Raw genomic sequence first — 12,991 nt, forward strand, 5'->3', positions numbered from 1 at the left:
TCGGTATCTTCGCAGCTTAAATTTCATCAACTAAAACGCTGATCCGACCTTTGGATACCTTGATTCGGAGCGATTCCCCAAGTTTGGTGTGCTGGGGGTCAGTAATGACTTTATTTTTACGGTTTTGCACAATGGCATAACCACGATGCAACGTGTGTTGCGGGCTCATTAGTTTAATTTTTCCATGATTTTGGTACAACGCATGTTGCTTGTTGCTGATTTGAATACCAACAGAATGACTCAACGCATGCCGATTTGCGCGAAGTTGCTGTTCCAAATATTGAATCCTGGAAGCGGGGGAATGCGCTGCGATTAAACTTAAATATTTTTTATGTGAACTATTGATTAATTCTATGTATCTATGAATATAAAAGGTAAGTTGTTTATATAAATATCTGTGTTCAGTCAGATAATTGGCCAGTTTCTGTTTTGGGCGGACCAATCTGGAAGTGAAATAATCTACTGATTGTTGAAAACCCCGAATATATTTAAGTGTGTTCTCGTATAGGCGGTTGTGTCGTAAAAGAAATTCCTGTTTTATCTGACGGATATCCGGGGTAACGAATTCCGCTGCAGCGGTCGGAGTAGGTGCGCGCTGATCCGCGACAAAATCACAAATTGTAAAATCCACTTCATGTCCGACGCCGCAGACGATTGGGATGGAGCACTCGAATACCTTTCTGGCAACCCCTTCGTCATTAAATGCCCGGAGATCTTCCATTGACCCTCCGCCGCGGGCAAGGATGATGGTATCAACCTCGTTACGTTTTTCCGCTAAGTCGATTGCGGCTACTATGCTTTTCGGTGCTTTAGCCCCTTGAACGAAAGTGGGGTAGAGAACCACATTGGCCAATGGAAATCTACGTTTAAGGGTTACCAGAATGTCGTGTAATGCCGCGCCACTATCCGAGGTAACGATGCCGATAGAGCCTGGATGAGTTGGTATTTCTGATTTATGTTGTTGCTCGAATAATCCCTCTGCAGCGAGTTTTTGTTTAAGAATTTCAAATGCACGGCGCAGTGCGCCTTCTCCAGCTTGTTCCATGTAACTGACAATGAATTGCAGGTCGCCGCGCGGTTCGTAGTAAGAAATTTGACCGTTCAACAATACTTTCATCCCCTCCATTGGAGAGGCGTTATTTTGATTTTGCCGATTGCGAAAAAATGCGCAGCGAAGGATGGAATTTTTGTCTTTTAAAGAAAAATACAGGTGTCCTGATGCGGGGGCGGCGAGTCCAGAAATCTCTCCTTCAACCCAAATTGAGCGATAACCTGTTTCCAGTAAATCACGAAGTTCGCGGTTAAGCTGTTTTACGGTATAAACAAATCTACTCGTTTTGGATATCATCGGAATAATGTGTAGTTCCACTTGGGATAACCGGGCAACGAATTTATAAGGGTGCCCATAATTCTATATGATTTCAATTGTAGCGTTAATCCGGATAGTTCTCCAGTCAGAGTCCATTTTTAATCTACCTGATTCATTTAGGCGCTGTTTTATAAATTCACATTTGTGGTAGAATTCCACGCTTTTGATACAGGCAATAATTCCAGCGGGGAACAGGCAAAATATGGTAACCATTCGTTTATCGCGGGGCGGCTCCAAGAAGCGGCCATTTTATTCGATTTTAGTAGCAGATCAACGTCGTTCGACACGGGGCAGGTATATTGAAAGAATAGGATTTTTTAATCCTGTGGCTCGTGGCAATGAAGAAAAACTTCGTCTGGACACCGAGCGTTGTGAGCATTGGGTTGGATTGGGCGCTGAACCCAGCGATCGTGTTAAACAGCTTTATAAGCAGGCTAAATCCGCGGCTACTGTCAGCTGATCGCCTGCCCCGATATACTGGGGACCGATAACATTGACCTGCCAGTATGGCATTAGTATTGGGCGGTTAATCAGGGGATTTGCAAAGCAGTGAGACTGCAAAAGTGAATTCCGATCCGGTCACAAACCTGATGGCAAACCTCATAAGGGAAAATCCCGTAACACTGGGTAAAATTTGCGGGCATTTTGGTGTAAAAGGCTGGCTTAAGATCGTTTCTTATACTCGTCCAGCCAGCCAAATTTTTCAGTATGATAATTGGACTTTGGTTTGTTTAGGCGAGTCGGGTTGTTTAAACGATAAACGGCTCCGGGTAGGGGCCGAAGTATCGGCATTTAAAGAAAATGCCAACGGACTCGTGGTTAAACTGGCGGGCTATGACAGCCGCGAAGCTTCGGCAGTGCTGATTGGCAATAATATCGGGATAGATAGGTCCCGGCTTGAACCGCTTCCAGAGGGTGATTACTATTGGTTGGATTTGATAGGATTGAGTGTGGTCAATCTTGAAGGCGTGATATTGGGCAAGGTCGATCACCTGCTTGAAACAGGTGCGAACGATGTCCTGGTGGTTCATTCCGGGTCGTCTCAGGATGCCAGAGAAGAAAATAATGGCGAACAAAGATTATTGCCGTGGACGCCAAATGTGGTGACTCGGGTTGACCTCGAAAGCGGGGTCATGACAGTGGACTGGAAAGAAGATTACTGAATGTGAACCTGAGGTAATACCTGAAGAAATTTTGAATATTTTTTGGCATTCTAAACAAAAAAATAATGGAAATAAACCAATGGAAATAAATGTTATATCGATATTTCCAACTATGTTCGATGCGGTTCTCGAATTTGGGATTACCCGACAGGCCATCGAAAAAGGTTTATTGAAACTGGTTTTGTGGAACCCTCGGGACTATACCGAGGATCAACATAGAACGGTCGATGATCGGCCATATGGCGGCGGCCCCGGTATGTTGATGAAGCCTGAGCCTTTGGCGCGTTGTATTGACGATGCCAGGGTTTCCAACTCAGGTCCTGTGGTGTATTTGTCACCCCAGGGTGACTTGCTCAATCAGCAATTGGTTGAAGAATTAGCCGATTATGCCGGTTTAACGTTGCTCGCCGGACGATACGAAGGTATCGATGAAAGAGTCATTGAAAGTCGTGTGGATCGAGAAGTTTCGATTGGTGACTATGTATTGGCGGGGGGGGAAATTCCGGCGATGACGGTAATCGACGCGATTGCGAGATTATTACCAAGCGTATTGGGGAATGATTTATCAGCCAGGCAGGACTCGTTTTCGAATGGACTGCTGGATTGCCCGCATTACACCCGGCCTGAGTGTTTTGAGGGGTTGAATGTACCCCAGGTATTATTAAATGGTGATCACGAAAAAATCAGGCAATGGAGGTTGAATCAATCGATTGCTAAAACCGGTGAACATAGACCAGATTTGCTGGAACGGGTAAATTTGGAAGCGGGTGAGTTTCGATACTGAACAGATTAAATTATTGAAAGAATTTCAATTGGAGCGACAAGATGACTAATAGCAAGATGACGAATATAATTGACCAACTCGAAGCAGAACAGCTTAAAGATGATATTCCTGAATTTGGTCCTGGTGATCAGGTGCGAGTCCAGGTTCGGGTTAAAGAGGGTGCGCGAGAGCGTCTGCAGGCTTATGAAGGTGTTGTAATCGCTAAGAAGAACAGGGGCTTAAGCTCTTCATTTACTGTTCGAAAAGTAGCCAATGGAGAAGGGGTGGAGCGCGTTTTTCAGACTCACAGTCCACTTATTGGCGAAATTCAGGTGCTAAGAAAAGGTGATGTGAGACGCGCAAAATTGTATTATCTACGGCATCGATCCGGAAAAGCGGCACGCATTAAGGAGAAAGTGCGAAAATAGTATTCAGATTGTGATATGGGTAGATTGCGTCAATTGCTTGTTTACTAGTTATACATAAAAACGGGACTAAAAACAGTATGGTCAGGGCGCGTTTGCTCCCTCGATTATTTTAGCGATACCCGAATTAAATTATTGAGCGTGTCGCAATATTTTTCGTGATGTGTTTGGTAATGAATAAGCATAATTCCCAGTCTGGTGTAGTACTCCCGGTTAGCCAGTTTATTGTGGCAATTATACTGTTACTGGTCGGTTTGCCTTCCTATAGCCAATCGTCGTCCCCGCAGCTGTATGACAATGATGACCCATCGTTTTCCCCTGAATTGCTCAGCGTGCGTACATTGGTAAAAGCCAATGTTCTGGATTTGGCGCAATTGATTCTCGAAACTGAAGGGCCGCCAGGTTTGCCGAATAAAGCATGGTTAAACTGGGAACGGCAATTGTGGAAGCTTTATCAGGTCAGAGGAAACTGGCAAGGTCTTTATCAACGTACCAGGCAAATCCCGCCCGCATTTCCGAAAAAAATACACAAGGAGGCGGATACCCAGGCAATTTATGCGTTGGTCGAGCTGAACGATGGAAAAAAAGCCCGTGTCTTGCTACGCAAGCACTTGTCATCAGGTAATTTATTAGAACTTGAAAGGCGAAGATTCCGAAAATTACTCATTGAAAGCTATCTGGCGGACGACTTGTTGACTGAGGCCGGTGTGGCGATGAAAAATTACCAGTCCGATTTTGATTCCGCGGAAGAAGATTGGTTATTGCTCAGCGCGAAGATTTATCTCAAGCACAATTACCCTAATTCCGCGGCCAACTTGCTTTCGACAATAACGATCCCTGCAGCCCGATTATTGCGTATATTCTCGCGCTTGAAAAATCAATCCATAGACCAGGCTCGGGCGGTTAGTGAGGCGAAACAACTATTTGCCGAACTCCAATTTTTATCCGACCGAAGCGCAGTCAAAGCGCACCAAGTTTTAGCGGTGATTATTTATGCCAAACATTCCAGTGATCTGTTCCCTCCCGCTGTTGACGAACTCGAACAATACTTAATTGAGATTGGAGATGAAATTTCTGAATCTGACAATGTGTATCCACAATACAACATAGCTGATTTGCTGGCCGCGTACAAAGAAACTGCACTGGCCGAAGTCATCCAGGCGAAATTGCTGAATGGCGACAATTTGGGATTGCTTGACTACGTTATTCAACTGCCTGCCAAAGAGGCTGCAAGGAAAAAAACCCTATACGGCTATTTATTACAAAGCCCAAAAGATCAATTTGTTCGGCAGCAACTTAACAACCTGTTCGTAACTTCTTTGATTCAATCTGATCGCATTGATATTATTCCTCAACTTTACGGGGCACACAAACCTTTTGGGAAGCTGGCACTGAGCGGAGACGTTGGTCTCGAATTATCAAATGCTGCACTGGCGATGGGGAATATCCGGTTGGCAGCGGAAGTTAACCAGGCGCTGACTGAACTTCCTCAAGGAATGGACCGCGCCGATTGGTTGTTGCACACTGCGCGAATTTCAATTATCGCAGGAGACTATGACAAAGGCGCGAATGATTTAATGCTGTGGATTGAGGAGTCTGAGAAACTTGAACCTGAGCAAACTGACCGGGTGCTTCAGCCGATTTTTGACTTGCAAACCGCTAATCAGCATGAGTTGGCTTTGAAACTGCTGCATGCAGTGAATACTCGTTCGTCTTCAGCTAGACATCGGCGTGAAATTGCCTATTGGATTGCGGAGTCTTACCAGGCAACACGTCAATATATTAAAGCTGCGAATTATTTTTTATTCTCGGCGTTACAAAAGAAAAATGGATTTGACCAGTGGGGTGAGTCAGCAAGATATCGAGCAGCGGAATCTCTTCTTTCCGCTAATTTGATTTCAGATTCACGGGCGCTTTTCAAAGACCTGTTGGCGCGAGCCTCTACCGCTAGTCGAAAAACACAACTGAAACAAAAACTTCAACAACTATGGCTGCATGAATCAAGTTTGAATTCAATTGAGTCAGTTCAATAACCCACGGCCAATAACCAATGAATGCGTACAGACCAACCTGATCGATCGATGACCGAGGAAACAGAGAATACGTTGATTGACCTTTTCCTGGATGTGGTATGGATGGAATCTGGGCTAAGTAATAATACTTTGTCGGCTTACCGCAATGATCTAACCCAGTTTTTTGTATGGGCTGATTCGAAAGGCTTGAGTCCGACTGCCCTCAGTCCTGAAGCCGTCGCCCTATTTGTGTCTGAGCGCGCATTGAGGTCATCCAATCGAAGCGCTGCTCGATCTTTGTCCTCGATAAAACGGTTCTATAATTATTTATTGCAGGAAAATAAAATCGACCATAACCCGTGCGCCAACGTGGTTTCTCCTTCGATTGGAAAATCGTTGCCGAAATCCCTATCGGAAGATGATGTCGAAAAACTGATTCAAGCACCGGATATAACCACCGCGCTGGGCATTCGTGATCGGGCGATGATTGAAACGCTATACGCTGCCGGAATGCGCGTCACCGAATTGGTTGGATTGTCGGTCAACCAGATCGATTTAACCGCGGGCGTTTGCCGTGTCATCGGCAAGGGCGACAAGGAAAGGTTAGTGCCCCTCGGCGATGATGCCGTTGAATGGATTACCCGATACTTAAAAGAGGCGCGGCTGGAGATTCTCGGTTCGGCGCAAAGTATCGCCTTGTTTATTACTCGCCGCGGCGCTGCCATGAGCCGCCAAGGTTTTTGGCAGAACTTAAAACGCTATGCCCTTATCGCCGGAATTTCAAGCCCGCTATCTCCGCATACTTTACGGCATGCGTTTGCCACGCATTTATTGAACAATGGCGCTGACTTGAGGAGTGTGCAAATGCTGTTGGGTCATTCCAATTTATCGACCACACAGATATACACTTATATCGCCCAGGCGCGGTTGAAAGAGCTGCATGAACACCACCACCCGCGAGGATAGCAATGATCAGCCAATCTCAAAATCAACCCATGTCCGCTAACATCAACACCCCGCCCGCAATATCAGATTCAGCAATTTGTTGATGTTTGCGACAATAGCGATCGCTATCCGATACCCGTGCATTGTATGCAGGGCGTGTTGCGGACCGGCATGATGATTGCGGTTTACAGAAAACGTTATCACAACGAGGACAATGAAACTATTTTCAAGACGCTGCCGACTTTTGGCCGTAACTTCCAAAGACCACGCTATAACGCTTTCCGAAAATTTGTTTTGAATTACAGTAAAGCGGACGCCGCCCTTTATCATTCGCAAAGAAAGCCTGAAAAAGGGTGATGCCCGTTTTTATTCGGACATTGTTTTCCGGCACCGAAGGCGCGGGATTTTAATAACAACGGCGTTCCCGAGTTTATTAATGACCGGGGTTTTGTTGTCGAATGTTTGCACAAATGAAGGGTTTGCTTGCGGGTTTGGATTTGTTTTATTTTTGCGCGATGGTTAGTGAGCGTATGGCCGCAAGGACGTTTTAAGTTAGCGCAAAGTTACGCCGCAAACTATTGGTCGTGATCGTTTTTCAATGCACGAACAAAGATTTGTTGAAAATCCTTCGGGCACTTCCCGGCTCTTCCCTTGTGGTAGTAGCAAACGCCGCCGCTGTCTTTCCATATAAACAACGCGCCCAAAAAATGGGCGTCATGTTTGCGCTCAATGATAAGGCCGGTTGCGTGGGACGCCGCTACATTGACCAGCCAATCGTGGGTAACGCCAATGCCCGCCTGTCCTTTGTCGTGCGGAAGCAATCCTGCCATCAACTCCGCGGCCGCTGACAACGGCGGGCGGAAATGTGGATACGGCGGATTGCGCGCTTCTTTCGACAACTGCTTCACAAACAGATCGTAGAATCCGTGTTCGGAAATAAGGCGGCTTAATGTCGGCAGCGCGCTTTCAAAATCTTCAACATAAGCATCGCAACGCAAAGACATGGATTTTTTCGACGCAAGCGGTGGATGGTTGGCGCCGCCGATGCTGTTGGCCGTTTGCACACAACGGCGAGCTGGACTGTGAAACAGTTCAATGTTTCGTTCTTTCAACAAATCGCCCATGGTGGCGGAGTCCTTTTCTCCTTGCGGAGTCAAAGGCGCCTCGTTGCCGTGCTGCCCTTTTGGAATAATGTCTCTTTCGGCATGGCGCATCAAAACGGCAACCCGTGCTGTGGACGGAATCAACGCTAACGCGCGAGCGGCGTGTTGCAAAGCGCTCAAGGATTTTGCGCCGGTCATTTGATTTTTTCTCCGATCAATAAAGATGCGGACCGGTTCAGGTAACGGTGTTCAACAAATGAAAAACCGTTTTCCGCCATCAATGCTTGATATTCCTGCCGGGTTCTTTGCCGTCCGCCGCCGACTGTCAGCAAATGCAAGGAAACCATTGCTCCGGTCGCTTCCCCGTCGGCTTCAACGACGAACAACTTCCCCCCGAGCGGCAATGCCAGATTGGCCTTTGCCAAGATGAGGGCGGCTTTTTGGTCGTTCCAATCGTGTAGCACCCTGGCCAATAGCACCGCATCGGCCCCGGTTTGCCAATCCAGAAAAATATCCCCGCCCAATTTTGTTATCCGTCCACCGGGATTGTCTCGGTCGTCAAACAAGGACAGAACATCCGCTCGGTCAAGGATCGTGATGTTCAGGTTTTGCCATTTTCGGACGATCATCCGGGCGACTGTACCGCTCCCGCCGCCGGCATCGAGCAGATGCCGCACATTATCCAAAGGCAACATATCCGCCAAAAATTCGTAATCGTTTTTGGCGTAGGCGGCGAGCGTTTTTTGGCTTCGTTCCACCTTTGAAATATCCCGCGAAATTTCCGCGAAGAAATCGGCCTTGTTTTTGCCGCTAATCGCATCCACCCACGCATCCGCGCCGCTGGTGGCGAATGTCCCCCAGGAAACCGCCGCATCCGCAAGCGAAAAGTCGCCATTCGCCAGCAGCAACGAGCCTTTCGATGTAAGATTCCAAACGCCATCGGTGTTTGCGGTGATATTCATTTGCGCCAATGCCGCAAGCAACAGTTTCATGTTGGCGGCGGATTCCCCGAAGCAATCCGTCATCGCCGTGTCCGCCAGGGGCAGTTTTTCCGGCACATTCAGTTTTACCGACGCGGCAATAGCGAAGGTTTTCCAATAACCGACCATGTCCGATGACAACTCATGGAACTGCCGGTATCGTTCGCTAGTATTGTTTTCCGTTGCCGAAGGCGCGGGATCTTTGATAACAACAACGGCATCGCCAAGCTCATTAATTAGCAAGGTTTTGTGGTTGAATGTTTGCGTCAGCGCTCTGCCGTTGTAAAAAGGCTCCACCGACGAATAACGATTTTCATAAGCCGGCATGCCGCTTCGATCAATATGCGTCCAACCGTTTTCATCTTGCGCGCGCGCATAGCCCTTGTGATAGACATCAAGATTGCGATAGCGGTGTGGATGGGCCGGCGTCCCATTCGCCAAAATGTGCCCGCACAAGCCATCGGCGTTTGTAACCACCGCGCAGCCTTCGCGAAAGTCGCCCGCATAAGCGTATGTTTGGGAATACGGCGAGTGGCCTTCGGGGTCAATGTGGTAATACCGCCCGCCCGTGCAAACCACGCACCGTCCGCCTTGAAAGTTGCCGCACCATGAATGTCGCTCGGCATAGGCGGACACCCCGTCGGGGTGGATGTGAAACCAGCCGCGCTCATCATTGACCGCCGCCAGATTTTCGTAGAAGCCGAAAGCGTTTCGAAAGGTGCGACCATAAGCCGTTTCCCCGTCGATACTGATATGCCATGCTTTGTTGTCGAAGCAGATTGGCGCAAGCCCGGGTGCATGAAAAGACTGTACGCGCAAAAAACGTTGCGCGTATAATGGTTCGCCATCGCGTACATGATGCGTCCCGCAAGGAGACACTCGCGTGTTTTGCCAGTCGCGGCAATTTATCGGTTTTTTCGCATATTGCACTTTTGGCAAACTGCTCGCGAGCGATAGGTTTGTGTAAGTAACTGATATTTGTCGCTGTGCCATATATCCAACAAATCGGTGTCGTGCAGGGATCCAAAATCTCCCAGCGTTTGCCGTTCGGCATCCGGCGCACAACAAGGGTTAAAAACTCCCTGGGCGCTGACCCACGCCTCTTTGCCCAAAAAAGGGCATTGACCGTCCGGCGCCAGGCCATTTTCGGCGGCAATGATTTCTGCTATGTTTTCCAACAAAACGTGTTGCCCGTTGGGCAGTGGACAGGCGCGCGCAACTCGACGGGTTTCGGCGACAATGTTGTTCCAGCGGGCAATGGCTTTTGTGTTGCGGCGCATGTCCTGATTTTTAATTTCGGCAAAATGCGCCCACAAATGATGCCCCTTTACCCGGTCAACGCCCAGCGATGCGGCAAGACGAACGATATCCGGCAATTCGCCGCTGTTGGTTTCCATAAAAGTCATCTGAAAAGTGACGCGACAACGATTGCCTCCCGCTTGCGCGCAAGCATCGCGCACCGCGATAAAATCTTTTACGTTGGCAACCATGGTTTCCCAATCGGCGTTTTGCATAATCGCCTCTTGCGTTTCTTTGTGCGCGCCGTTCCATGAGATTTTGACATCGGAGGTGATCGGCGCCAGCCGTTTGGCCCATTCGCACGCGCCCAATCGTGGAAACGAACCGTTGGTTGTCAGGTTAAGCAGCACGCCCGTTTCCTCACACAGGGCGATAATTTTCTCAAAATCCTTGTATAGCAAAGGCTCTCCCATGGTGGACGGAATGATCTCGCGCAATCCCTTGTCGGCAAGGGCGCGCACGTTTCGCTCCATCAGTTCAAACGGCATGACCCGTTTGGATATTCCATTGGCACGGCGCATGCGTTGCAAGGCGGAATGCGGGCTGTGTTCCTCGCACATCGTGCAACGATAGTTGCAGTGGTCGGGGTTGGTGTCGAATGTTATTCGCCACGGTGCCGGTAAGATGGGAACGGCGGCGTTGTCGCGGGCGGTAATCGCGCGCTGATAAATTTCTTCGATTTTCAGCACATGCGATTTAATATCCGGCGCATTGCCGTTTTTATCAAACAAATAGCCGCGCTCGCCAAGTTTTTCAGCCCACTTCGGGTTGTCGATAAAGCGGCGCATTTGCGCCGCCAACGCATCCGGGTTGCGCCGGGCGAACAACAGGCCGTTTTCTTCGTGCCTAACATATTCCGCCATGCCGCCCATATCAGAAGCGATGACCGGCACGCGCGCTTGTTGCGCCTCGTGGATGACCAGCGGTGAATTTTCCTCCCAAATGCTGGGCACAACAATGGCATCCACGCGGTTGAACACGCTTTGCACGATGTCCGGGTTCTGGTATTCGCCAACCCATTCGATGTTTTGTCGAACCGCGGCGGCGGGCATCGTTTTCAAGTGGGTGGTATTGACCGTTTCGCGCCCCCAAATACGCAAACGGCAATCACTGTGTGTTTTCATCAGAAGACCGAAAGCCTCCATTAAATGGTGGATTCCCTTGCCCGCAATGTGCGTGCCAATGTAACCAAAAGTAAACGGCTCTCCCGGCGGGCGGTGCCGACCTTGCAGGCGTTGTCGCTCAAAACCATAATCCAACAACACGGTTTTTCCCCTGGGCAAGCCAAATTGGTCATGAAAACGCCTGGTCAGATGACGGGAAGGGGCAATAAAAATATCGATCAATTCGGTCACCCGATGAACTTCCGCCATCCGTTGCGTCACCCACTGCGTCCAATAGTCGGCGTCTTTTTGCGCTTCAAGTTTTGCGCCGGAATAAAATCTTTTCAGGCAACGGTCGGCGCATTTGCTGTCTTCCTGTCCGTCGCACAAGGGCCAAACTTCCTCTTTTCCCGCGGCCGAGTATTGAATGAATTGCCCGCGCAAGCACATCAACCAAAAATCGTGCAAAGTAAAAACAACGGGAATGTTTTGCTTTGCCGCCATCGGCACAATGCCCAGCGACAGGTGATTCAAATGGCCAATGTGGACAATGTCGGGATTGACCTTTGCCAGAGTATCGGCGAAAGCTTGATCAATGACCGGATTGCAGTAATTGATGTTGACGCGCGCGGCGTTAACGATGTGCAAGCGAATGTCGCGGTTCAGCGAATCGGCCTTTTGCTTCAGGCCGCCATCCGCCGTAAAAGGATTTTCTTCCCGGGTGAACACATGCACTTCGTGCTTTTTGCACAACTCGTTGCACAGTGTTTGTGAATACACCTCCGACCCGGCGTTATAGCAGGGCGGATACCCATGTATGACTTTTAGTATGCGCATTTTTCTCTCCGATACGATGAAAATCATCAACCAATCGACCAACTACTTCTTCCAAAACCTGTTGCGGACGCCAGCCCAGAAGTTTTTCAGCGGGGCGCGGATCTCCCTGGAAATTTTTCGGATAAAATCCTTGTGGCGGAACGATGATTATCCTGCCGCCGCCTTTTGCCAGCGCCATTTCCGCTAAATCCCGCAACGATGTGGCGCGACCGCTGACAATATCAATCGGCGGCAAATCGCCGATGCCGGCAATGAGCGCGTCCATCGTTTTTGACACGGCGGCAACGACATCGTCCAGCGTCGTGAAATCAAAAACATTGTCGGCGCCCCTGATTTTCAAGATGCCGTTGTTGGCCGCGGCTTTAGCAAACGCTGGCACGACGCGGTCATGATAATCGGTGGTTGTGCCGAAAACATTAGAAAACCGCACCACCGCTACGCGATTGCCGTGACGTCGTAAATCCAAAGCCATGGTTTCTCCCGCCAACTTGCTTTTGGCATAGGTGTTTTCGGGGTTCGGCAGCGTATCTGGAGAACAGGGCAGCGCTGGCGGTGTGCCATATACCTCGCGCGAACTGGCAAAAATCAACCATGGTTTTCGCGCTGAGCCGACCGTCGCCGACAGAACTGCGCGGGCGCCATCAATGTTGATGCTGCGACACAATGCCGGATATTGCTCCCCCCAAATAACGCGCGACAATGCGCCCAAGTGAATCACGCCGTCGCACTGGTTTATATTTTTTTGCACGTTGCGGGCATCGCGAAAATCATATTTCTCGGCCTCATGGGCGGCACGCAAATCGCAACCGATGACGGAAAATCCGCGCGTTTGCAACATATCACGCACCGCTTGCCCGATCAATCCACTCGCACCCGTCAAAAAAATCGTGCTCGACATTACTAGACAGCCGGGCTAGTCGCCTTCGCATTGATGCTATCGAGCATCGCTTCAATACTGGTATTGTATAAATCCACCACTTTTGGCATTCTGG

Annotated in this window: 12 protein-coding genes; 7 read left to right on the forward strand and 5 right to left on the reverse strand. The window is 49.0% G+C overall.

Annotation, left to right across the window (positions count from 1 at the left end; genetic code table 11):
• Positions 1-16 precede the first annotated feature (16 nt).
• Entirely contained in the window at positions 17-1,348 is a 1,332-nt protein-coding gene (xseA, locus tag ACPXXB_RS04480) for an exodeoxyribonuclease VII large subunit (RefSeq protein WP_423909845.1), read from the reverse strand.
• Positions 1,349-1,571: 223 nt separating this feature from the next.
• On the opposite strand from xseA, the gene rpsP reads away from it, so the two are divergent.
• The 7 genes from rpsP (at position 1,572) to ACPXXB_RS04515 (ending at position 7,034) form a co-directional block, all read left to right on the forward strand.
• Complete coding sequence (gene rpsP / locus ACPXXB_RS04485; protein WP_423909847.1) at positions 1,572-1,829, forward strand: 30S ribosomal protein S16; 258 nt, start codon at positions 1,572-1,574, stop codon at positions 1,827-1,829.
• Positions 1,830-1,959: 130 nt separating this feature from the next.
• Positions 1,960-2,532 (forward strand): ribosome maturation factor RimM, encoded by a 573-nt coding sequence (rimM, locus tag ACPXXB_RS04490; RefSeq protein ID WP_423909850.1) that lies wholly within the window; start codon positions 1,960-1,962, stop codon positions 2,530-2,532.
• 79 nt (positions 2,533-2,611) lie between these two features.
• Positions 2,612-3,316 (forward strand): tRNA (guanosine(37)-N1)-methyltransferase TrmD, encoded by a 705-nt coding sequence (gene trmD / locus ACPXXB_RS04495; RefSeq protein WP_423909852.1) that lies wholly within the window; start codon positions 2,612-2,614, stop codon positions 3,314-3,316.
• A gap of 56 nt (positions 3,317-3,372) precedes the next feature.
• Positions 3,373-3,723 carry a 50S ribosomal protein L19 gene (rplS, locus tag ACPXXB_RS04500; protein WP_423910957.1) on the forward strand — a complete coding sequence of 117 codons (351 nt, stop codon included), beginning with the start codon at positions 3,373-3,375 and terminating at the stop codon, positions 3,721-3,723.
• 170 nt (positions 3,724-3,893) lie between these two features.
• Entirely contained in the window at positions 3,894-5,753 is a 1,860-nt protein-coding gene (locus ACPXXB_RS04505; RefSeq protein WP_423909855.1) for a tetratricopeptide repeat protein, read from the forward strand.
• Between the two features lie 48 nt (positions 5,754-5,801).
• Positions 5,802-6,698 carry a site-specific tyrosine recombinase XerD gene (gene xerD, locus ACPXXB_RS04510; RefSeq protein ID WP_423909858.1) on the forward strand — a complete coding sequence of 299 codons (897 nt, stop codon included), beginning with the start codon at positions 5,802-5,804 and terminating at the stop codon, positions 6,696-6,698.
• Positions 6,699-6,719: 21 nt separating this feature from the next.
• Positions 6,720-7,034 (forward strand): fused DSP-PTPase phosphatase/NAD kinase-like protein, encoded by a 315-nt coding sequence (locus ACPXXB_RS04515; protein ID WP_423910959.1) that lies wholly within the window; start codon positions 6,720-6,722, stop codon positions 7,032-7,034.
• Between the two features lie 218 nt (positions 7,035-7,252).
• On the opposite strand, the gene ACPXXB_RS04520 is transcribed toward ACPXXB_RS04515, so the two are convergent.
• From ACPXXB_RS04520 to ACPXXB_RS04535, 4 genes are all read right to left on the reverse strand, one after another.
• Positions 7,253-7,978, reverse strand: a complete 726-nt coding sequence (locus ACPXXB_RS04520) for a histidine phosphatase family protein (protein ID WP_423909861.1) — start codon at positions 7,976-7,978, stop codon at positions 7,253-7,255.
• Positions 7,975-9,579: a methyltransferase gene (locus tag ACPXXB_RS04525; protein WP_423909864.1), complete on the reverse strand. Its 1,605-nt coding sequence runs from the start codon at positions 9,577-9,579 to the stop codon at positions 7,975-7,977. The genes ACPXXB_RS04520 and ACPXXB_RS04525 overlap by 4 nt, the downstream gene beginning before the upstream one ends.
• Positions 9,580-9,665: 86 nt before the next feature.
• Positions 9,666-11,999 carry a glycosyltransferase gene (locus ACPXXB_RS04530; RefSeq protein WP_423909866.1) on the reverse strand — a complete coding sequence of 778 codons (2,334 nt, stop codon included), beginning with the start codon at positions 11,997-11,999 and terminating at the stop codon, positions 9,666-9,668.
• Complete coding sequence (locus ACPXXB_RS04535) at positions 11,956-12,897, reverse strand: NAD-dependent epimerase/dehydratase family protein (protein ID WP_423909869.1); 942 nt, start codon at positions 12,895-12,897, stop codon at positions 11,956-11,958. Before ACPXXB_RS04535 ends, ACPXXB_RS04530 begins: the two co-directional genes overlap by 44 nt.
• Positions 12,898-12,991: the final 94 nt, after the last annotated feature.

The organism is Candidatus Spongiihabitans sp., assembly GCF_965237845.1.
In the GTDB taxonomy this organism is placed as follows: Bacteria; Pseudomonadota; Gammaproteobacteria; order Arenicellales; family Poriferihabitantaceae; genus Spongiihabitans.